The organism is Mycobacterium sp. SMC-2 (assembly GCF_025263485.1).
Classification (GTDB): domain Bacteria; phylum Actinomycetota; class Actinomycetes; order Mycobacteriales; family Mycobacteriaceae; genus Mycobacterium.
In genome coordinates, this window is record NZ_CP079863.1 from 4,435,738 (window position 1) to 4,458,117 (window position 22,380).

A 22,380-nucleotide genomic window follows, 5' to 3' on the forward strand; every position below is an offset into this window, starting at 1 on the left:
GTGGACAGTGATCGGAGCCGGGCCCGCGGGGATTGCTGCCGTGGGGAGGCTGCTCGATCAGGGCGTACCGCCTGACAAGATCGCCTGGATCGACCCGGCCTTCGGTGCAGGAGACTTGGGCGGTAAGTGGCGTTCGGTGTCCAGCAACACCATTGCCGGGACTTTCCTGAGTTACTTGAATGGTTCTGCGGCGTTTCGGTTCTCACAGGCCCCGCCCATGCCGCTGGCCGAAGTCGACCCGGAGGAAACCTGCGCCCTCGCCCTGGTCGCCGACCCCTTGGTGTGGGTCACCGCACAGTTGCGCCATCGGGTGCACGTGTTCGAGACGACCGCGACCACCCTGTCGCTGCGGCGACGGCAGTGGTGGATCGAGACGCAGGACCCGGAACTCACCTCCGACAACGTCATCCTCGCCGTCGGTGCGGTGCCAAAGAGGCTCGACTATCCCATCGACGAGATTCCGGTCGAGGTCGCCCTTGATGCCGACAAGCTCGCCGAGGTGCCGCTCGAAGGCGCGACGGTTGCCGTCTTCGGCTCGTCGCACTCGTCGATGATCGCGTTGCCGCACCTGCTACGGCTTCCGGTCGCCAAGGTGATCAATTTTTACCGCAGCCCGCTCAAATACGCTGTCTATCTGGATGATTGGATACTGTTCGACGACACCGGGCTCAAGGGAAGAGCCGCCGTGTGGGCCCGCGAGAACATCGACGGGGTGTACCCGGAACGCTTGGAGCGCTGCTGGGTCTTTAGCCCGGAATTCGACGCGAAGGTCGCCGAATGTGACCACGTGATCTACACCGTCGGTTTCGAGCCGCGGAGGCTGCCCGAGACGCCGCAGTGGGGTCCGCTGCAATACAACCGGATGAACGGAATCCTTGCCCCCGGCCTGTTCGGGCTGGGCATCGCATTTCCGGATTACGCCGAAGACCCGTATGGCTACGGGCAATACCGCGTGGGCCTCAAGAAGTTCATGGATCACCTGGACGCGGTCCTGCCGCTGTGGATGATGTACGGGACGTGATCGCGAGCGAGGTCGGGCCGGCCGATGCGTCAGCGCAGCAGCAGCGTGGGGTCTCCGCGGCGTCGGTACACGGAGCCGAACCGGGCATCGATGCGCAACCAGGTCGGCAGGACCCGGACGCGGATCATTTCGTCCGCGCCGACGGCATCCGGTGACTGCGGCAGGAAACCCATTGCCGTCAAGGCGAACACACACCGCATGGGCAGCCCCACGCTGGCCTCGGGGGAGCTCACCTGAATGACCTCCTGGTCCAGCAGGGACACGGGCGGGCCGTGCGAACTGCCGTGTTCCTTGGCGAGTCGCGCACCACGCTGCGCCAGTTCGAGGACCACCCGGGCGGGTATGTCCTCGAGGTGCGTGAAGCCGGAGTCCGGCGGCAACGCCCCCCGCCACGCCGAGTCCATCGCGAAGCCGGGATCGACGTAGCCCGAGTCGTCCATCGCGGACAGGCCGCGCGCCAGGGCGTCCGCGCCCACCGACAGATCATCGGGCCGCACTTCGCCACCGACCACCCGGCTGGCCAGGACGTCGAAACCCGTTGCCACCCAGGCCGTCAGCAGGCCGGCCGGTCGAGTCCGCAGGCGAATGACGGCGGCGTCGTCGAGGCGCAGCGCGTAGTCGACGAACGCGGCCAGATCCCTGCGCTGGGCGGCCCGGTCGGCTGGCCCCAACCAGAGCCCGCGGTCGACTACTACCGAATCCACCGTTGCAGATACTCCCGATGGTGTGGGGAGAGCCGCACCAAGCGCTCCTCCTCGATATGAACGGCGGCCAGCTGCGACTCGGCGATGACGGCGGGCTTAGACTCGGGGGCGGCGCTGACCGAGCGCACTTCGTAGCCCAGCGTAAAGTCCACCGCCCGCAACCGCTTGGTCCACATCGTCACCTGCAGCGGCGAATCGACCAGCCGCAGTTGACCTTTGTAGGTCACCTTGACTTCGGCGATCAGCAATCCGATGGTCAAGATGTCGACCTCGAATGCTTCGCGCAGGAACTGGACCCGCGCCTCCTCCAGGATCGTGACCATGGTCGCGTGATTGACGTGCTGATACATGTCGATGTCCGACCAGCGCACAGGTACGGGGGCGACGAAGCCGATGCTCAACTAGACGATCCTCTCCCGCTGGTGCGGGTCATCCGCCGGATCTGGCGCGCGGCCACCGAAAGCGTCGCGAGATCCTTCTCCCCGCTTTCTTGGATTTCGATGAGGGTGCGGCGGGCCCGCTCCACCCGCGATGCCGACAGGTGCTCCCACTCGGCGATCTTCTCCTCGCCGCTTTCGTCGGGCTCCCCCACGGCGAGCACGTCGAAGCACAACGACCGCAGCGAGGCATAGATGTCGTCGCGAATCGCCAAGCGCGCCAGGGAATGCCAGCGGTCGTTTCGGGGCAGCTCGGATACCGCCGTCAGCAGGGCGTCCGTGCCCAGCCGGTCCATCAGGGCGAAATAGGTGTCCGCCACCTCGGCGGCGTCGATGTCATTGATGTCGGCGATGTCGATGATGTCGAGCAGGCTGAAGCGGTACAGACCGGCGGCGATCGTGTACGCCAAATCCTCGGGCGTGCCCTGCGAGCAGAACTCGGCGGCTTCCTTCTCGACGATCGCCTTGTCGTCGCCGCGCAGCCACTCCGACATCCGGGGAGTGAGGTCTTTGACTTTCGCGGCGAACCGGTTGATCTCGGCGCCGACGGCCAGCGGCTGTGGACGGTAATTGAGCAGCCAGCGTCCGGCGCGGTCGATCAGCCGCCGGGTGTCCAGCGTGAGCCGGTCCGACAGTGGGACGGGCAGATTCGCGGCGCGGATCCGCCGCCAGATATCCCCCACGCCGAAGATGGCGTCCGTGGCGACGTAGGTCCGCACCGCGTCGACGGACCCCACGCCGACATCTTCGGTGATTCGGAACGCGTAGGTGATGCCCGCGGTGTCGACCAGGTCGTTGATCAGCATGGTGGCGACGATCTCGCGGCGCAGCTGGTGGGTGCGGATCTCCGGGGTGAACCGTTCCCGCAACGGCGTCGGGAAGTATTGGGGCAACCGGGATGCGAACACGTCCTGCTCGGTCAGTTCGGTGTTCAGCATCTCCTCTTTGAGGCCGAGTTTGACGTGCGCCATCAGGGTGCACAGCTCGGGCGAGGTGAGCCCGATGCCCGCCTCCCACCTCCGGTTGACTTCCTTTTCCGATGGCAGCGCTTCCAATTCGCGGTTGAGCCCTCGCTCGTCGACCAGGTACTGAATCTGCCTGCCGTGCACCGGCAGCAGGCTGGCCGCGTTGGCGCGGCTGATGCCGATCAAGTCGTTCTGATCCTCGTTGTCGGTGAGCACCAGTTGCGCGACCTCGTCGGTCATCGACTCCAGCAGCTCTTTGCGCTCGCCGGGGTCGACCCTGCCGGCGGTGACCAGCGAGTCGATCAAGATCTTGATGTTGACCTCGTGGTCCGAACAGTCCACACCGGCGGAGTTGTCCATCGCGTCAGTGTTGATGCGCCCACCCGACAGATCGAACTCGACGCGGCCCAGGGCGGTCACCCCCAGGTTCCCGCCTTCACCGATCACCTTGGCGCGCACCTGAGTTGCGTTGACCCGGACGGGATCGTTGGCGCGGTCGCCGACGTCGGCGTCGGACTCGGATTGGGCCTTGATGTAGGTGCCGATGCCGCCGTTGAACAGCAGATCGACCGGCGCCTGCAAGATCGCCTTGATCAGGTTGGGCGGGGTCATTTCGGTGATGTCGCCGTCGATGCCCAACGCATCGCGCACCTGGGGGCTGACCGGGATGGATTTGTGTTCGCGGCTGTACACCCCACCGCCCTCACTGATCAACGACTTGTCGTAGTCGTCCCAGCTGGACCGCGGCAGGTCGAACATCCGCTTGCGTTCCTCCCACGAGGACGCGGTGTCGGGGTCGGGATCGAGGAAGATGTGCCGGTGATCGAAGGCGGCGATCAATCGGATGTGTTTGGACAGCAGCATGCCGTTGCCGAACACGTCGCCGCTCATATCGCCGATGCCCACCACCGTGAAGTCCTCGGCCTGGGTGTCGACACCCATCTCCCGGAAGTGTCGCTTGACGGCCTCCCACGCGCCCCTGGCGGTGATGCCCATGGCCTTGTGGTCGTAGCCCACCGATCCGCCGGACGCGAAGGCGTCGCCCAACCAGAATCCGTAGGACTTCGCGACGTCGTTGGCGATGTCGGAGAAGGTGGCGGTGCCCTTGTCCGCGGCCACCACCAGGTAGGCATCGTCGCCGTCCCGCCGTAACACCTCGGGCGGCGGGTTGACCTTTTTCGTTGCGTGGTCGACGTTGTCGGTGACGTCGAGCAATCCGGAGATGAACAGCTCATAGCAGGCGACACCTTCGGCGCGGGTGGCCTCGCGATCCTCCGCCTGATCGCCGGTCGCCAGCGGCGGCCGCTTGACGACGAAGCCGCCCTTGGCCCCGACCGGCACGATGACGGCGTTCTTAACCGCCTGCGCCTTGACCAGTCCGAGGACCTCGGTGCGGAAATCGTCGCGGCGGTCCGACCAGCGCAGCCCGCCGCGGGCCACCGGGCCGAACCGCAGGTGCACGCCTTCGACGCGGGGCGAATAGACGAAGATCTCGTACTTGGGGCGCGGCAGCGGCAGCTCGTCGATGAGCTGAGCATCGAGCTTGAGGGCCAGCACATTTCGGGCGCGGGCCGAACCCTCGCGCGTCACAAAGTAATTGGTGCGCAACGTCGCCTGAACCAGTGACGCGAACGCGCGCAGAATGCGGTCGGTGTCGAGGCTGATCAGCGCGTCGATGTCGGCGGCGACGGCGGTCGCCGCCGCCTGTGCGTCGCGGTTGGTTGACGAGTCCGACGGCCGCGGATCGAAAAGCGCCTCGAACAGGGCGACCAGAGACCGCGCGGTCGAGGGGTGCTCGCCCAGCACCGACTCGATGTAGGACTGGCTGTAGGGAAAGCCCGCCTGCCGCAGGTATTTCGCGTAAGCGCGCAACAGCACGACCTGCTGCCAGGTCAGCTGTGCGCGCATGACCAGCTCGTTGAACCGGTCGATCTCGACCCGGCCTTCCCAGATCGCGGTCACCGCGTCGGCGAATCGCTGTGCGGTCGCGTCGCGCTCGGCGGGTGTCGTCGCGGGCGCGATGGTGGGCTGCGTCGAAATCTTGAACTGGTAGATCCATACCGGCAGCCCGTCCGGGCGGGTCACGGCGAACGGTCGTTCCTCGAGCACCACCACCCCCATGCTCTGCAGCATGGGCAGCAGCTGGCTCAGCGAAGCGGTGCGCCCACCCAGGAACCATGTCAGCTGGGCGGCCCCATCCGCGCCGTGTTCGGAGAACACCAACTTGACCGAATTGTCCTGCAGCTCTTGGACGATGGCGATGTGCTCGATGGCATCGGCCGGGCTGACGGCCTGCTTGTAGACCTCGGAGAACGCCGTCGCGTAGTGCTCGACGTCGGACTGTCCGACGGGGCCGCCCGTGGCCGCGCCGATCAACCGGTCTGTCCAGGTTCGCGCGGCCTCGCTCAGCAGCCCCTGGATGCGGACCCGGTTGTCCTCGGAGACGTCGACCGGTCCCGCGTCTTCAGACAGCCGGACCATGAAATGCATGAGGGCCCATGGTGATTCGCTGACGCGGGCGGTGAACTCCAGTCGCGTACCACCAAACTCGCGGACCAGGATGTCCTCGATCTGCAGCCGCACCTGCGTGGTGTAGCGGTCGCGGGGCAGATAGACCAGGCAGGAAACGAAGTACTGGAGCCGGTCGGCGCGCAGGAACAACAACGCCCGCCGTTGGGATCCCAGATCCACCACCGCTTTTGCCATCGCCAACAGCCGTTCGGCGCTCAGCGTGAACAGTTCCGAACGCGGAACGGTTTGGATGACGTCGAGCAGCAGTTGGCCGGGGTGAATCGGGTCACTGTCGGCCAGGGCCAGCGCCTCGCGCACCCTGGTCGAGACCGTCGGAATCTCCAAGACGTCCGCGTTCATGGCGGCGACGGTGAAGAGCCCGACGAAGCGGTGTTCGACCACGCCCTCTTCGCCGCCGACGTTCTCGCGAACCGCGATGGCGTACGGGTAGGCGCCGTAGCGCAGGTAGCTGCCGACGACCGATTGCGCCAACACCAGCATCGTGTCGTCGTCGGTCAACCGGGGGCGGGAACCGGTGCGGACGCGCAGGACGCCCAGGCCGGGTGACCCGTCGCCGGAGACCAGACGGTCGTGCACGTGGCAGCGCTGGTAGCCGAGCAGCAGGAAGTTGCCGTTACCCAGCCAGCGCAGCAGGGCCGCGACGTCGTCGCGGTCGGGGGCCGAGAAGTGGCCTTGCGCGTTGGTTTCGACCTCCGCGGCCAGACCGCTGAGGGCGGCGATCAACGCGCCGGCGTCGCTGGCGACCTGTTGCACGTCTGACAGGACCTTGGGCAGCAGCCGTTCGACCTCGGCGAGTCCCTTGCTGTCGACCGACGGCAGCAGCTGCACGTGTATCCACGCTTCGCCGACGTATTGCGGGGCGCCGGGGGGTTTCGGTTGGACGCCGACCAGCTCGCCGTCCGGGTTGCGGTTCACCTCGAACACCGGCGTCATGATGGCCGCGTAGGGCACGCCGAGCCGGTGCAGCAGCACGGTCACGGAGTCCATCAGCATGCCGCCGTGGTCGGTGACGACTTGCAGCGCGGGCCCGAATCCGGCGGGGTCGTCCGGGGGGTAGACGGCGACCTTGCTCTGGCCCGAAGGACGGCGCTGACCCAGCCGATAGTGGGCGCCCAGCATGGCCGGAGTCAGGATGGTGGTTGGGACGGTCAGGTCGATAGGACCCGATTCCACCCCCGGTTCGCCGGCGCGCGGGCCGCGATAGCTCTCGATGTAGGCCTTGGCGATCCAGTCCGGAATGTCCTGCCGCCGGGAGAAGGCGGTCCACGGCTTGAGGCTCTGCTTGGCTCCGGGATCGATCGTCATGCCGATGGCTCCCAACTAGTGACCAGTGCCACTGCGTTCAACCGCCCACTCCCCCCGCGCAGCCGGGAGACGCCCCAAGCGGCCGTCGGGGCCGCATCGTCGGGACGTGCGCAGTTGACACTAGTCGCGGGTGAGCTTCCGGTGGGTCACTCTGTGCGGCCGCGCCGCTTCAGCGCCGAGCCGTTCGATCTTGTTCTCCTCGTAGGCACCAAAGTTGCCCTCGAACCAGAACCACTTGGCTTCGTTGTCCTCGTCGCCCTCCCACGCCAGGATGTGGGTGCAGGTGCGGTCCAGGAACCAGCGATCGTGGGAGATCACCACCGCGCAGCCCGGGAATTTCTCCAGGGCGTTCTCCAGCGAGCCCAGCGTTTCGACGTCGAGGTCGTTGGTCGGCTCGTCGAGCAGCAGCAGGTTGCCGCCTTCTTTCAGGGTGAGCGCCAGGTTCAGCCGGTTGCGCTCGCCACCGGACAGCACGCCGGCCGGCTTCTGCTGGTCGGGACCCTTGAACCCGAACGCCGAGACGTAGGCGCGCGACGGGATCTCGTTCTGGCCGACCTCGATGTAATCGAGGCCGTCGGAAACGACTTCCCACACGGTCTTCTTGGGGTCGATCCCGGCGCGGGACTGGTCGACATAGCTGAGCTTGACGGTCTCGCCGACCTTCACCGTGCCGCTGTCCGGCTGTTCGAGGCCGACGATGGTCTTGAACAACGTGGTCTTGCCCACCCCGTTGGGGCCGATGACGCCGACGATGCCGTTGCGCGGCAGGGTGAAGGACAGGTCCTTGATCAGGGTGCGTCCGCCGAACCCCTTGTCCAGGTGCTCGACCTCGACGACCACGTTGCCCAACCGCGGCCCCACCGGGATCTGGATCTCCTCGAAGTCGAGCTTGCGCGTCTTCTCCGCTTCGGCGGCCATCTCCTCGTAACGCTGCAGCCGCGCCTTGCTCTTGGCCTGCCGCGCCTTGGCCCCCGAACGCACCCAGGCCAGCTCCTCGATCAGCCGCTTTTGCAGCTTGGCGTCCTTGCGGCCCTGTACGGCCAAGCGCTCGGCCTTCTTCTCCAGGTAGGTCGAGTAGTTGCCCTCGTACGGGTACGCGCGACCGCGGTCGAGCTCGAGGATCCACTGGGCGACGTTGTCCAGGAAGTACCGGTCGTGGGTCACCGCCAGCACAGCGCCCGGGTAGGCGGCCAGGTGTTGTTCGAGCCACTGCACGCTTTCGGCGTCCAGGTGGTTGGTCGGCTCGTCGAGCAGCAACAGGTCGGGCTTGGACAGCAGCAGCTTGCACAGCGCCACGCGGCGCCGCTCACCGCCGGACAGATTCGTCACCGGCTCGTCCGGCGGCGGGCAGCGCAGCGCATCCATCGCCTGCTCCAGCTGCGAATCGAGGTCCCAGGCGTCGGCGTGGTCGAGCTCCTCCTGCAGCCGGCCCATTTCCTCCATCAGGTCGTCGGAGTAGTCGGTGGCCATCAATTCGGCGACCTCGTTGAAGCGGTCCAGCTTGACCTTGATCTCACCGAGCCCCTCCTCGACGTTGCCGCGCACCGTCTTCTCTTCGTTGAGCGGCGGCTCCTGCTGCAGGATGCCGACGGTGGCGCCGGTGGCCAGGAAGGCCTCGCCGTTGTTCGGCTTGTCCAGCCCGGCCATGATCCGCAAGACGCTCGACTTGCCGGCGCCGTTGGGGCCGACGACACCGATCTTGGCGCCCGGGTAGAAGCTCAACGTGACGTCGTCCAGGATCACCTTGTCGCCGTGCGCCTTGCGGACCTTTTTCATCGTGTAGATGAACTCAGCCATGCCGCGGTTGTGCCTTTCTGGTTTTTGAGAGAGTTCTCGCCGACCATCCTAGGCACCGGGCGGGAGGCCGGATCCCGCAGCTAAGCCGACAGCGGCAGCGGTCCCTTTGCGGCGGCCTCGACGCTGCCGTCGACATCGGCGCCCTCACCTGCGCCGGTCGCGTCCGTCGGGGGTGTGGTCGCATCACCGGCAGTCGGACCGGTATAGCCCGGCCTCTCGATGCGCACAATCGCGCGGGACACATCGGGCCCGACGGAGGTGGCACGCATCTCCAGTGACGACCGGCGGTTGCCGTCCCGGTCTTCGTACTCGCTGGTGTAGACCTGGCCCACCACGATCACCGGCGCACCCTTACCCAACGCGGCACCCACGCCAGTGACTAACCTGCCCCAGCAATTGACGTTGATGAACAGCGAGTTGCCCGGCTCCCAGCCGCCGTCGGCGGTGCGCCGCCGGGAGTTGCTGGCGACGCGAAACTTGATGACCTCCTGGGTGCCGACCTGTCGGCGTTCGGGGTTGTTGACGATGTGGCCGACCACGGTAAGCGGGGTTTCGAACATTGGCTGATCCCTTCTCGGTTTCATTTCTCTCTTGGCGCGGTGACCGCATCACCGCCCTATCCGATCGCCATTCAGCCCGGCACCACAGACGGGTTCCGCATTGAGACGACGTCCACCTGCGGCCCCTGTGGAGAAACCCGTGACTGTGGATCGGGCGCGGGCTGGTGCAGGGCGCGTTCCATCACGAGCTATTTGTAAGGGACGTGCTACATATTTCGATCACGAGGGGCTTTGGCCACGATGATCGAAATAGCGATCATTTCATAAGCTGTGATCATATGATTGAAATATTGATCATTTCGGCATGTGAACGGTATGATCGAAATATGAATCATCGCCCTGTCGCGCTCGTGTACGACACCGTCGAACTCGGCGAACACCTGCGACGCGCGCGCCAGGCTCGGGGCTTTCACCAGGGTGAGCTCGCTGACCGTATCGGGGTCACTCGTATGACCATCTCCCGCCTTGAGCGGGGGGAATCTGTCAGCGTCGATATAGCGCTGCGCGCGCTATCGGAGTGCGGGATCGCACTCGCGCTGGTGCCGAAGTTTTCCCGCGTGGCGGTGATCGATGGCACGTAAGGCACTTGACGTTTGGTTGTACGGCGTGCGCATCGCGAGGCTGACCGAGCCACGCCGATTCCGCCTGCATTTGGAATTCACCGAGGAGGCGCTCGACACATTCGGCGAAGGGAGTCGAGTCCTCTCTTTGGCTTTGCCCATATCACCCCAACCAATCCGGGACAGGAACGGCGCGTTGCAGGTGTCGGCGTTCATCGAAGGTCTTCTGCCGGAGGGCAACCTGCGCCGTCACATCGCCACAGAAGCCGGCGTACCCGTCAACGACACGATGACGCTATTAGAACGGGTCGGCGCCGAATGTGCCGGCGCTGTCCAGATTCTCGCCGCGGAAGCAAAGCCCAGTGCCGGTCGAGTCCGCCGGTTGACCAAGCAGGAGGTCGACAGTCTTATCGCGGACCTGCCGACCTACCACCTCCCCGAGGGCACCACACCACAGGCATCGCTGGCCGGCATTCAGGACAAAGTGCTGTTGGTAGCTCTCCCCGACGGAGGATGGGGCTGGCCCGAAGCGGGCGCGGCCTCGACGCACATCATCAAGCCCGAGCCAGTGGGCGGCGCGGTGAAGCATCTCATCCAGACGGAGGACTGGGCGCTACGGGTGGCGCGGGGAACGGGCATAACCGCTGCGGAGTCGCGTTTAGAGCGGTTCGAAGGGCGCGAGGCGATTGTCGTTGTCCGCTATGACCGAAGCCCTGAAGGCTACCGCCTGCATCAGGAGGATTTCTGTCAGGCGCTGGGTCTCGATCCTCAGGCCAAGTACGAAAGCACCAGCGAAGCAGCACGTTTGGGCTCGAGGCTCCGTCGCATAGCGCGCCTGGCCGCACCCAGGGCGCTGGACCCCGATGGGTTTCGGTTGATGTTGCTGCAGGCTGTGACGTTTAACGTGGTGATCGGTAACGCTGACGCGCACTCCAAAAACTATTCGGTGATGATCAGCCGCGATGGCAGTGTTTCGCTGGCCCCGCTCTACGATGCCGCGCCGGTGATGTACCTGGACCCCGCATTCAAAAGCACGGGCCATGTGATCAACGGTAAGACCAGGATCGACAACATCAATGTCGATGACCTGGCCGCCGAAGCCGCATCCTGGGGCATGGGGGTGCGGCGAGCACGTGCGGTGGTGCAGTCATGCATGGAGCGCGTGTACGGCTCGGTCGGACGCGTCCCACTTCCACCGGGAGCCGAGTCGGTCAAGTCAAACCTCGATCAAATGTGGACCCGCTGCTCGTGGCCGACAGCGTCTTTGACGTCTGGAGATTCCGACTCCACCTTGGACGACACCTGCCCGTAAAAGCCGCCGCATTTCGGTACGCGTCCCGACTTCCCGGGTCCGGGTTCGTTTTTACCGAACCGGGGCAGCCGTATTGGCTCAGATCGCCAGCCGGCCGCGGGTGATGGTGACCGCGCGACCGGTCAGGTCGACCCGGCCGTCGCAGAGTTGCAGGCCAATTCGCGGACGCAGTCACTGGGTCCTCATCGATACGGGCAGCGGGTGCAAAGAAGCGAAGTCGCTGCCGCGCATGGTGACGATGACACCACGGGCGTCGACGTCGGTCGCGTCCCGGCGCGCGAGCGTAACCTCACCGCGAAAATTCGCCGCGGATTTCGCAGTGCCGTTACGCTCGCGGGCCACCGCTACGCCCCGGCGTTTCCCGGCGCGCCAATTCGGCCAGCATCGCGTTGTAGGCGACCAGCTCGGCATCGTCGTCCCGTTCGGCGGCGCGGTCGAGCCGCCGGGCGGTGCGGTCGTCGCTGCGGGCCCATTGCACGAGCAAGGCCAGCATCACGATCACCAACGGCACCTCGCCGGCCGCCCAGGCGATGCCGCCGCCCAGTCGCTGGTCACCGAGCAGGTCGGTGTGCCAGCTCAATCCGAGCGAGCGGTAATAGTCGGCACCGAGCACCGTGCGGGTGCCCATCAGCACCACCCCGAAGAAGGCGTGCAGCGGCAAGGACGCGAAGACCACGCCCACCTTGGCCAGCGGCGGGATCGGGCGTGGGGTGGGGTCGACCCCGATGACGATCCAGTAGAAGAGGTAGCCGCTGAGCAGGAAGTGCACGTTCATCGCCAGGTGTCCCGCGTGGCTGCTCACGGCGGTGTCGAACAGGCTCGACAGGTACAGCCCGTAGAAACCGGCGATGAAGAGCACGGTGGCGACGAGCGGGTTGGTGACGAAGCGCGAGTAGCGGCTGTGCAGCGCGGCCAACACCCATTCCCGCATCCCGGGCGGGTCGTTGCGCCCGGCGGCGGGCAATGCGCGCAGGGCCAGGCTCACCGGGGCGCCGAGCACCAGCAGGATGGGCACCAGCATCGACAGGCCCATGTGAGCGACCATGTGGACGCTGAACATCGCCGGCATGTAGCGACCGACGCCCGACGAGGTGACGAACAGCAAAGTCAGGCAGCCAAGCAGCCAGGCAACGGTCCGGCCGCGCGGCCAGGCATCACCGCGGCGGCGCAGGCGCATTACGGCGGCTACGTACAGGGCGGCGAAGACGATCGCGGCGCTGCCGAAGATCAAGTCGAAGCGCCAGTCGAACAGAATGCGCGCCGGGGTGGGCGGCCCGGCGAAGTCGTAGCCGATCTCGGCCTCGGGAATCGAGGGCAGCCGACTCGGCGGCGGTGGTGGTGGGGTGCGGCCCAGCCCGACGGCGACGCCGAAGGTGAGGCCGAAGACCGCGGCCTCGGCGAGCGCCAGCCGGAGCAGGGCGCGTCGCGCCTCGGGATGGCCCGGTTCCGTTTGCAGCCTGGCGACCGCGGAGCGCCGCTGGCGCCAGCCGATGACCCCGAGCACGCACAGCGCGACGAACTTGGCCACCACCAGGCGCCCGTAATCGGTGGTCAACAGGTCGGCGAGCGGCACGCGCACCACGGCGTTCACCACGCCGCTGAGCGCCATCGCGACCCAACACCACAGCGCGACCGCCGAGAAGCGCCGCGCCGCCAGGGCGACGTGCCCCCCTCCGCGCAGCCCGTGGGCGGCCAACGCCAGCAGGCCGCCGGCCCACAGGGCGCCAGCCACGAGGTGGATCAGCAGGCTGTTGGTCGCCAGGTCGTGCGACCCGCCGACCGACGAGTGGCCGGTCAGTCCCAACGGGATGAGCGTCAGCAACGAGCCGGCGAGCAGCAGCGGCGTCCACGACCAGCGCAGCACCGACAGGCTGGCCAGCATCACCAGGGCCGCAAGTGCCGCGGTCCAGCGCCACGCGGAGGCGGTGGTGACCAGGCCCGCCACCGACCAAATCCGCACCGGGTTGAGCAGCGCGACCAGCGGTCGACCCGACACGTCGGAAATCGTCAGCGGTACAAGCAGCGCCGCGCACACCGCCCAGACGCCCGACGCCACCGTCCCCAGCCGAAGCGCCCGATAGCCGTCGGCGTCCAGGACGCCGCTGCGTTGCGGTGGCACGAAAAACGCCGCGAACAGGAACGACCCGACGGCCAGCACCGCGGCGATCTCCCCCGCCGCCCGGACGAACGGCAGCCCCAGCGTGGTCGCCGGACCCGGGTTTGGCAAGCCCGTCGCGGTCAGCGCGTCGGCCAGCGCCAGCGCCCCGATACCGGCCGCGGTGCAACCCGCCAGCAGCGCGACACCGACCAGCAGCGGCCACGCCGGCGCACGCATTGTGGTCACCGACCGATCGACCGTCATACAGCCAGGGTATGGGCCCGGACCGGTGATTACCGAGCCAGGCGCTCCTGACGGGCCCTGACGTCGCGGGAGACGAACTGGTCGCGCGCGATCCGCCCGACGTGATCGGAATCCCGCAGGATCATCCGGAGTTCTTCCCGAAAAGCGGTCCGACGCTCGGCGAGGTCCGGGGCGGGCGCGATCAGGTCCTGATCGACGACGACCTGATACGCGGTGGCGAACAACAACGTCGACACCGACTCGCTGCTGCGAACCCGCATCTGCGCCACGTATTGGCGGCCCACGCCGAGCGCCGACTCCGTCAATTCCTTTTGGCCGACGCCGGCCGGCGCGTCCCGCAGCACGTCGGCGACGATCTCGTAGGCCTCGAAGAACACCCGCAGCATCGCCTCGGCCATCAGCGGACGCTTGGCGAACAGCAACGCGTCGATCTCGTCGCCGCCCGCGGTGACGTGGGCTTCCCAATCGTCGTGCCAGGCCATTTCCGCGGCGATGTTGTCCCGAAACGCCGCCGAGTCCGCGAAGTAGAAGTCGAACTTGAGCAGGTGACGCAGCCGCATCGCCTGATCCCAGAAGGCCTTCATGCGGTCGCCCTCGGCGTGACGGGCGTGTGCCAGCGCGAGCTCGACGATCGAGGTCTCCAGGAAGGCATGGATCAGCGAGTTGCGGTAGAACGCCGCGGCGTGCTGCTCGTCGGGGGCGATGAGCCACACCGGCTCCCGGCCGCCGTCGACCCGGGTGATCGGGTGCCCGTTCGACAACGCGTCAACCGCCGCCCGCACCCCGTCGCGCGAGCGCAGCCGCAATGCACTGGTCGACATCGGGATTTGTTTGCGTTCCAGGTAGTCGAGCGAATCCTGCAGCGTGTGGTGCAGCTGGCCGAGCGTCAGCGCCGCACCGCGGGTCGTCAGCAGCAGCGCGCACACCAGACCCGTCGCGGTCACCGGTGTCGCCTGCAATATCCGCCACGCGACCTCGAACGACATCTTCTGCAGCGCAAGCCGTTTGGCGTCCTGGTCGTCGATCAGCGGGCCGTGCGCCGGGCCGAGGTACTGGCGCATCGAAACGGCTTCGGGGAAGCGGACGTAGATCTTGCCGTAGTTGCGTTCGCCTTGCGCCCTGATGAAGTTGTAGAGCCAGACGACGCCCTCCGGCGTCTTCTCGCCGCCGCGGGCGTAGGCGGCATACTCGTCGGTCTCGTGCAGCTGATCGAATCCGATCGACACCGGCTGCAGCAAGATGTCTTCGCTGCGGCCGTCCAGGTACGCGTCGGCCACATAGGACAGCAGACCCAGCTTGGGCGGCAACATCTTTCCGGTCCGCGAACGCGTCCCCTCGATCGACCAGCTCAGGTTGAACCGCTTCTCGACGATGTAGCCGACGTACTCGCGCAGGACGTACTTGTACAGGGGGTCATCGCCGATGTTGCGCCGGATGAAGATGGCGCCGGACCGGCGCAGCAGCGGCCCCATCACCCCGAACGACAGGTTGATACCGGCGAACACGTGCACCGGGGGCAGCCGGTTCTCCTGCATCGCCACCGGGATCACCGCACCGTCGATGTAGGACCGGTGCGAGAACAGCAGCACCGCGGGATGGGTTTCCAGCGCGGCGCGCATGGCCGCGATCTGATATTCGTCGTAGTCGATGTCCGGATCGAACCCGCGGCTGAGCGCCCTGCCGAGGACACCGACGAGGTCGACGGACACCCGGCTCCAGCCGGTGGCGAGTTCGTCGAGGATCCCACCCGCCTCCTCGACGGTTGCGCCGGGGATCTTCTTCAGCCCGGCACGAAATCGGCTGGACTCCAAGATCTCCGGCTTGACCAGGCGCGGAGACTTGTAGTGCGGCCCCAGGATTCGGTACTCCACGCGCTCCAGGGCCAACAGCGCGCGGCGGATGACGAATCGGGCGAAGTCGGTCTCGTTCTCACCCACGGTGGTGTCGCGCCACTGCTGGCGCAGTTCGGAGACTTTCGCCGGTTCCCCGGCCACCACCCGCGCCCGCTCGGGAGCGTTACGCATGATCTGCAGTTGCTGGCGTTCGTTGGGGTGGTAGGGATCCCGACCCGGGAGCAGGCCGGCCAGCTTGGCGATCCTGCCGCGATCGGGCGGCGGCAGCCAGAACACCCGCACCGGCACGACCGAACGGTCGTCGTCGGCGCCGCCACCGGCCTCGAGCTGCCCGATCAGCGCGCTCAGCGCGTCGGGCGGCGCGTGTGGCCGTGGCAGGTCCAGGACGTCGAATCTCGCCTCCGGCTTGTCGGCCCGCTGTTGGGCCATCCAGGCCGTTACCAGTTCCCTCTCGACCGGCGAGGCCATGGCCGCCAACACCAGCGAGTCTCGGCCGGTGAGGACTGCGGTGGTATCCGCGGCCGGTTCGGTCACCTTCGCCCTTCGGGCGGGGATTGCGGCGGTTCGGCAACGGCGGTCGTTTCGGTGGGCCGTTGTGCCTCACCGTCTTTGAGAGCGACCTGGGACTCGTGGGGATTCGCCTTGGCTGGCCGGCGTTTCGGTGCGGCCTTCTTCGCCGGCGCTTTCTTTGCCGGCGCCTTCGAAACGGCTTTGGCGGCAGTCTTTTTCGCCAACGTCTTGGCCTTGGCCGCCGCCTTTTTTTCCGCGTACAGGTCGACCTGGGGTAGCTCATCGACGGGCCAGTTGGCCAGCGTGTCGAGATACAGCTGCCGGACCTCGGCGATGCGTTCGGGCAGGTTCTCGACGGTCCAGTCCTGCACCGAAATAGGCGGGAATACCGCGACGTCGACCGTGCCGGGATTGATGACGGTGGAGTTGCGGGCGGCGACGAGCTCCGCGTTGCGGATCACGATCGGGACGATCGGGATTCCGGCCGCCATGGCGAGGCGGAACGGGCCCTTCTTGAACGGCCCGACTTCGGTGGTGTCCACCCGGGTGCCTTCCGGGGCGATCACGATCGACAGCCCCTTTTTGGCGCGGTCTTCCACCTCGCGCATCGTCTCCACCGCGGCGACGGGATCGTCGCGGTCGATGAACACGCCGTCGAGTAGCTTGCCCAGCGTGCCCATGATCGGGTCCTTCTTCAGCTCCTTTTTGCCCACGCCGATCCAGTTGTCGCGCACCAGCGCGCCGGCGATGACCGGATCGACCTGGTTGCGGTGATTGAAGATGAAGACCGCCGGGCGCTGCGCGGTCAGGTTCTCCCCCCCGATGACGTTGAGGTGCACGCCGGCGATCGCCAGCGACAGCTGGGAGAAGGTCGAGGTGAAGAAGTTGACGCCGCGGCGCCGGTTGCGGGTCAGTACCCCGATGCCCACGGCGCCGGCGGCGACGGGGAACATCGAGCCGAAGCCGGCGAGGGTGCGCAGCTGGCGCCGCAGACCCACCGGACCGCGGCTGTTGAACCGCAGGATCGGCCAGCCGCGGCGCTTGGCCACGGCGGCCATTTTGCCCTCCGGATTGGTCGGACGCGGGTTGCCGACCAGATACATCAGGGCGACGTCCTCGTCGCCGTCGGCGTAGAAGTAGCTGTCCTGCAGGTCGATGCCGTTCTCGGCTGCAAACCGTTGCACCGCAGCGGCTTTGCCCGGCCCCCACAGGATCGGCTTCTGTACACCGCCGGTGAGGATGCCGTCTTCGGTGGTCTCGAACTTGTTGGTGAGCATGTTGGAGATGCCGAGGAACCGCGCCACCGGGTTGACCTGGATGGTCAGCGCCGACGAGCTGAGCACCACGGTGTGCCCGCGCGCGACGTGCGCCCGTACCAGCTCGCGCATCTCCGGGTAAATCCGCGACTCGATCCGCTGCACGAACAGCCGCTCACCGATCTCCTCCAGGTCGTCCAGCACGCGGCCGGCCAACGCGGCGGCGGCCTTGCCGATGAGGTCTTCGAACTCGATGCGCCCCAGCGTGTGGCTCAGCCCGGCCTGGACCATGCCGAGCAGCTCGCCCACACCCATGTCACGGCGCAGCAGCCGCTCCTGGGTGAGGATCACCGCCGTGAAGCCGGCCACCAGTGTCCCGTCCAGGTCGAAGAACGCCCCGATCCTGGGACCCGGTGGGCTGGACATGATTTCGGCGACCGAGCCCGGCAACCGCATGTCCCCGGGCGTTCCGCCGTCGTCTCGCTGATCTTTCGGGGCGCTCATGAGCCGGCCGCCGTTCGTGCCGAGGTCGCCGGTTCGGTGAAGGAAGCGGGCACCGCGCGGGTCGCCCCGTCACCGGCGAGCGCCAGGATTTCGTCGAAGCCCTCCAGCAGGCATTGGGCGAACAGCGGCTCGTTGCGCACCGACGCCCGGTCGTAACGCACCGTGATGGTGCACCACCCGCCCCGCGAGATCAGCACCACCATCATCGCCACCCCGGGCAGTGGGCCAATGCCATACTGCCGCAACACCTTTGCACCGGCAATGTAGGTGTCTCCGGGGTACACCGGGACATTGCTGGCCTGCACGTCGGAGCCGATGACCGAGCCGGTGATGCCCTCGAGGACCGCGGTCGGCAGGACGCTGAGCAGTGGTGCGACGGAACCGATGATGTTCATGGCGGGCTCGTCGCGGCGCTGCGTCATCTGTGCGCGGATCTTCTTCATCCGCGAGACCGGATCGAGGGTGCCCACGGGTGCGGCCAGGTTGACGCCGGTGAACCGGTTGCCGCCGGCCGTATCGGCTTCGGCCCGCAGGTTCACCGGTACCGCCATCGGCAGCGTGCTGATCGGCACGCCGAGCGCCTCGTGGTAGCGCCGCAAGGCGCCGCACAGGCCGGCGAGGTAGGCGTCGTTGATCGAACCCCCGCCGGCCTTGGCGGCCCGGTGCAGATCCGAGAGCGGGATGTCGATCGCTTCGGTGCGGGTGGCCAGGCTGCGCCGCCGCAGCAGCGGCGACGGCTCGGCCGCCCGGTTGAGCACCCGCATCCCGGACAGGGCGTAACCCACGATCCCGGACACGGTCGACGCCGGTTCCAGCACCGCCCGTCCGGCCACCGATACCGCCCCGGACACTGCGCTCAGGACGCCACCGACCACGGCGGTGGGCAGGTGGCTAATGCCTTGCCGCATCAAGTCATTGGGCGTGAGGTCCTGAGGGATGGGCAGCGGGGGCGTCGGCTTGGGCGGCGGGTTGCGCTCGAGGTCATAGATTTCCGCAAACATCTGCACCCCGCCGACGCCGTCGGTGACCGCATGGCTGACGTGCAGCAGCGTCGCGGCTTTCCCGTCGGCCAGACCCTCGACCAAGGTGGCCGTCCACAGCGGTCGGGAGATGTCCAGCGGCGACTGCAGGATCACCTCGGCGAGGTTGAACACGTCGCGCAGGGTGCCGGGCTCGGCCACCCGCATCCGGCGCACATGGAATTCGAGGTTGAAATCGGGGTCCACCACCCAGCGCGGCGATGCCGTCGGCAGCGTCGGCACGACCACCTTCTGCCGCAGCCGCAACACGCGCCGCGAGGCGTTCTCGAATCGGGCCAGGAACCTGTCCCAGTCCGGCGTGGTGTCGAGGAGTTCCAACGCCATGATGCCCGACCGGGTGCGGGGATTCGCTTCTCCCCGGTGCATCAGATAGTCGACCGGTCCGAGCTGATCGGATAACTGCACGACCTCGACGGATTCGCTCACGGACGCGTCAATCCTGTCACCGTCGCTCAAGCCTCCTGCCTTGGACCCACCAACCTTCGCCAACACAACGCTAGCCGGGTTGCCGCGCTGGTGAAAGGAGCGGTCGCGGTGCGAGTCAGCTCGCAGGGGTGGCCGCCAGCGGGACCGCGTCCAGCAGCGAGCTGACGCGCCGGCCGTACACGACACCCAAGAAGTCCGAGACGGCGTCGGCGGCCAGGCGCGACCGAACCGTGGAGAGGATGTCGAACGCGTGGTGCGCGTTCGCGAGTTCGGCGTGGGCCACCGTCGCAGCGCCCGCCGCGCGCAGCGCCGCGCAGAAGGCCCGCGCCTGGCCGCTGGGAACCAGTTCGTCCTTCTCGCCGTGCAGCACGAAGAAGGGCGGCGCGTCGCTGTGCGCGTAGGAGACCGGGGACGCCGCCATGAACCGCTCGGGGTGATCGGCGTAGCGGGCCTTCAAGACGAAGTGCTCCAGAAACGGCAGCATCAATTCGTGCATGTTGTCGAAGTCGGTGAAGTCGTAGACGCCGTAGTAGGGCGCGACGGCCTGAACCGTCGTGTCGGCGCCCTCGAATCCGGGCTGGAACGCCGGGTCGTTCGGGGTCAGCGCCGCCAGCGAAGCCAGGTGGCCACCCGCCGATCCGCCGGTGATCGCGATGAAGTCGGGATCACCGCCGTAGTCGGCGATGTTTTGCCGGACCCATGCGATCGCCCTTTTCACGTCGATCAGGTGCGCGGGAAACGTGGAACGCGGGCTCTTGCAGTAGTTGATCGAGACGCAGATCCAGCCGAGTTCGGCCATGCGGCTCATCAGCGTGTAGGCCTGCACCCGCTTATCGCCGACCGTCCACGCCCCACCGGGAACCTGAATCAGCACCGGCGCCCGGCAACCCGGCGCCAAATCGTCGCGCCGCCAGATGTCGAGCAGGTTGTCGCGTCCTCCGGGGCCGTAGGAGATGTTGGACGTCTGCGCCGCGTACCGGCGGTGCGGCCCGGGCCTGCTCAACACGCCGCCGGGCGGGGCACAGACGGTCTTGTCGCTGGCCGGGTGGCACACCTGCTCACGGAAGCCCGGTCCGAACGATTGCTCGAGCGCGGCGGTGAGGGCCCGATCGGCCCGCTGCGCCGCCCAGGTGGTGCCGACGCGGCCGATGGACGGGTGCGCAACCCGCGACAACGCGTGGCCGGTCAGGACGTGCGGGGGAAACTCCGTGGCAAGCCAGCCGGCGACGAAGCCGACCGCGAGCGGCGAACCGCGCAGCAACAGCGTGCCGGCCCGGTAGACGTCCATCGCGTCGGCCGCCAGGCGTGCTGCCTGGGTACCGGCCCACGAGCACCGTGAAGTCAAGTGCATGGTCACGCTCATAGCAACGCCACCCCTCGACGGTATGCACACGCCTCGTTGCGGTAAACGGCCGGTGACCGGCCGGTGTTCTACGTGTGTCGAGGGTCACCACCATAACTGATAACCGCGGGGCCGGAACGCTTTTCGCGCGCGTGGCGGCGGCGAGTCGTGTCGCGACACGCCGTTGGAATAGACTGACCTGCACAACGCCTCCGTAGCTCAGGTGGATAGAGCAAGGGCCTTCTAATCCCTAGGTCGCACGTTCGAGTCGTGCCGGGGGCACTGGCCAGTGTGTATGACCTCGGTGGATGCGTGACATTTCGTCTTCGGGTGCTGCCTGACGGCGTTTTCGGCTGATGCTTGCCATTTCGGCTTAGGTGACGCCTGACTGGCCGCAGGTCTGCGTCGGAGCCCACTACGCCGGGGCCCGCTGCGATGTGCACTTCGACGCAGAGCTGTTGCGATCGGCGACCGGTTGTCCAAGACCGCCGCGCACACCAGCCGCGGCGAGGTAAGAAACCAACGGGCCTTTCGCACCCGCGAGTAGGCCTGACCACTGACCCAGAAGCGTGGGTGCCGTCCGACTAAGCCTTCGGTCGATCTGTCTCGACTGCGCAGCGTTCAGCGAAAGCGAGCACGGCCCGTCCGTAGGCTTCGCCGAGCCGGTGATGTTCAATGTTGTGTCCGACGCCGCGCCAAAACGATGCCTCCACAAACGGCGCTCGGGAGAATAGGCCGGCGATGGTGGCGACCCGCTCAGCTGATGTCTCCCAAAGCCCGTCGAACTCGGCGAGCACGTAGTGCAGCGGAACCTCAACGCGGGAGGCGACTTTCGGTAGGTCATCTGCCCAGCTGGTGTTCAGTTCCACGAGGTCGGCCGATGGGGTGCTCACCGGCAGATCCGCGACGTCGGCCAGGGTCGTCGTGTTCAAGGTCCAGTCCGGGCCGTAGAAGAGCGGGCGGATAAGATCGCCCGGCATGCTCAAAGCGACGTCGGTGGGCAGCTGCCCGATCAGCTCAACCACGACGGGCGCAAGTGAGTCGCAAACACTGGAGATCGCCAGCCCAATCAGCGGCCAGGAGACCTTCTTCGCTGCGACGTGGATGGCGATCGCCGCGCCGATCGAGTGCCCAATCAGCACAATGCCCGGACGGCCTTCGCCCAATTGGTCCCAAATATGGGTGACGACGTCGGCGATTATCTCCGCCGCCTGCGAGAAGGACGGCTGGCGGCGCGCAGAATCGTCGTCAGCGGGATATCCGGGTCGGCTAAGCGAGACAACACCGAAGGCCGCCGCGCTTGCCTGGCACAGCAGTGAACAACGTGGCGCGTCAAAGTAGCGGTTGTCGTAACCACCACCGTGCAGGCATACGAGTAGTGGAGTGTCCTGACGCTCAACGGCGGCCCAGCGCGCCTCAAGCGGTGTCTTCTGACCAAACCAACCGCTGCTAATCGCAGAGACATCGGACCGCTCGGAAGCTGGCTCGCTTCCAGCGGAAGGGAGCGACATCGCATACGACGCTGTGGGCACCTGATATCCAGTCACTTCGGTGCGGCGACCCGCATGTGCGGAGGACGCCCTTAGTCACAGATGTCGAGTTTTCTACAACACTGTAGCCACAGTGTCAAGGGCTAACCTCGCGCCATTCTCATCTTTGTGGGGATCCGAGAACTCTACGGCCGTTTGAGTCGCAGACAACTGGAAACACAACATGGCCGAATGCACACAGTCGTGGCCGATGTCGCGAAGTACAGGACGGCTGCACCGACGTCCTCGGATGTGTCTGCTCGGGAAAGCCGACTGCCGCTGCGGCATCTCGGCTCCGGTTAGCTCGACGAGCCGCCAATGGCATCGGGGCTGAGAATGCTGACCGATGAGGCGGAAGAAACATT

Annotated in this window: 14 protein-coding genes, 1 tRNA gene and 1 pseudogene; 5 read left to right on the top strand and 11 right to left on the bottom strand. The window is 66.8% G+C overall.

The genetic code is table 11. From position 1 onward, the window contains the following. Positions 1 to 7: 7 nt before the first annotated feature. Positions 8 to 1,021, top strand: coding sequence for an FAD/NAD(P)-binding protein (locus KXD96_RS20770; protein ID WP_260745478.1), 1,014 nt, complete (start codon positions 8 to 10; stop codon positions 1,019 to 1,021). Between the two features lie 29 nt (positions 1,022 to 1,050). Here the strand turns inward: KXD96_RS20770 and KXD96_RS20775 are convergent, their stop codons facing one another. The 5 genes from KXD96_RS20775 to KXD96_RS20795 all read right to left on the bottom strand — a co-directional run bounded on the left by KXD96_RS20775 (position 1,051) and on the right by KXD96_RS20795 (position 9,321). Continuing rightward, positions 1,051 to 1,725 (bottom strand): hypothetical protein, encoded by a 675-nt coding sequence (locus KXD96_RS20775; protein ID WP_260739389.1) that lies wholly within the window; start codon positions 1,723 to 1,725, stop codon positions 1,051 to 1,053. Continuing rightward, positions 1,713 to 2,126, bottom strand: coding sequence for a thioesterase family protein (locus tag KXD96_RS20780; RefSeq protein ID WP_260739392.1), 414 nt, complete (start codon positions 2,124 to 2,126; stop codon positions 1,713 to 1,715). The genes KXD96_RS20775 and KXD96_RS20780 overlap by 13 nt, the downstream gene beginning before the upstream one ends. Beyond that, entirely contained in the window at positions 2,123 to 6,964 is a 4,842-nt protein-coding gene (locus tag KXD96_RS20785; protein WP_260739393.1) for an NAD-glutamate dehydrogenase, read from the bottom strand. Before KXD96_RS20785 ends, KXD96_RS20780 begins: the two co-directional genes overlap by 4 nt. 120 nt (positions 6,965 to 7,084) lie before the next feature. Beyond that, positions 7,085 to 8,761, bottom strand: coding sequence for an energy-dependent translational throttle protein EttA (gene ettA, locus KXD96_RS20790; protein ID WP_260739397.1), 1,677 nt, complete (start codon positions 8,759 to 8,761; stop codon positions 7,085 to 7,087). An 80-nt stretch (positions 8,762 to 8,841) separates the two neighbouring features. After that, positions 8,842 to 9,321: a single-stranded DNA-binding protein gene (locus KXD96_RS20795; protein WP_260739399.1), complete on the bottom strand. Its 480-nt coding sequence runs from the start codon at positions 9,319 to 9,321 to the stop codon at positions 8,842 to 8,844. Between the two features lie 278 nt (positions 9,322 to 9,599). On the opposite strand from KXD96_RS20795, the gene KXD96_RS20800 reads away from it, so the two are divergent. Beyond that, a complete protein-coding gene (locus KXD96_RS20800) occupies positions 9,600 to 9,902 on the top strand; it encodes a helix-turn-helix transcriptional regulator (protein ID WP_260739400.1) in 303 nt (100 codons plus the stop codon). Further along, positions 9,892 to 11,193, top strand: coding sequence for a type II toxin-antitoxin system HipA family toxin (locus tag KXD96_RS20805; protein ID WP_260739402.1), 1,302 nt, complete (start codon positions 9,892 to 9,894; stop codon positions 11,191 to 11,193). Before KXD96_RS20800 ends, KXD96_RS20805 begins: the two co-directional genes overlap by 11 nt. Before the next feature lie 325 nt (positions 11,194 to 11,518). On the opposite strand, the gene KXD96_RS20810 is transcribed toward KXD96_RS20805, so the two are convergent. From KXD96_RS20810 to KXD96_RS20830, 5 genes are all read right to left on the bottom strand, one after another. Next, the gene (locus KXD96_RS20810; protein ID WP_260739404.1) at positions 11,519 to 13,555 is read right to left on the bottom strand and encodes a cytochrome c oxidase assembly protein; all 2,037 of its coding nucleotides are present in this window, start codon (positions 13,553 to 13,555) and stop codon (positions 11,519 to 11,521) included. A 29-nt stretch (positions 13,556 to 13,584) separates the two neighbouring features. Then, the gene (locus KXD96_RS20815; RefSeq protein WP_260739405.1) at positions 13,585 to 15,942 is read right to left on the bottom strand and encodes a glycerol-3-phosphate 1-O-acyltransferase; all 2,358 of its coding nucleotides are present in this window, start codon (positions 15,940 to 15,942) and stop codon (positions 13,585 to 13,587) included. Next, positions 15,939 to 17,678 (bottom strand): HAD-IB family hydrolase/lysophospholipid acyltransferase family protein, encoded by a 1,740-nt coding sequence (locus KXD96_RS20820; RefSeq protein WP_260739407.1) that lies wholly within the window; start codon positions 17,676 to 17,678, stop codon positions 15,939 to 15,941. Before KXD96_RS20820 ends, KXD96_RS20815 begins: the two co-directional genes overlap by 4 nt. Further along, the gene (locus KXD96_RS20825) at positions 17,675 to 19,144 is read right to left on the bottom strand and encodes a wax ester/triacylglycerol synthase family O-acyltransferase (protein WP_260739409.1); all 1,470 of its coding nucleotides are present in this window, start codon (positions 19,142 to 19,144) and stop codon (positions 17,675 to 17,677) included. The genes KXD96_RS20820 and KXD96_RS20825 overlap by 4 nt, the downstream gene beginning before the upstream one ends. A gap of 115 nt (positions 19,145 to 19,259) precedes the next feature. Then, the gene (locus tag KXD96_RS20830; RefSeq protein ID WP_260739411.1) at positions 19,260 to 20,507 is read right to left on the bottom strand and encodes an alpha/beta hydrolase; all 1,248 of its coding nucleotides are present in this window, start codon (positions 20,505 to 20,507) and stop codon (positions 19,260 to 19,262) included. A gap of 187 nt (positions 20,508 to 20,694) precedes the next feature. On the opposite strand from KXD96_RS20830, the gene KXD96_RS20835 reads away from it, so the two are divergent. Beyond that, positions 20,695 to 20,768, top strand: a tRNA-Arg gene (locus KXD96_RS20835). Positions 20,769 to 20,863: 95 nt separating this feature from the next. Then, positions 20,864 to 21,033, top strand: a pseudogene (locus KXD96_RS20840) (IS481 family transposase); the annotation flags it as partial. Positions 21,034 to 21,070: 37 nt separating this feature from the next. Here KXD96_RS20840 and KXD96_RS20845 read toward each other — a convergent pair. Continuing rightward, on the bottom strand, positions 21,071 to 21,997 hold the full coding sequence (locus tag KXD96_RS20845) for an alpha/beta fold hydrolase (RefSeq protein WP_260739413.1): 927 nt from the start codon (positions 21,995 to 21,997) through the stop codon (positions 21,071 to 21,073). Positions 21,998 to 22,380: the final 383 nt, after the last annotated feature.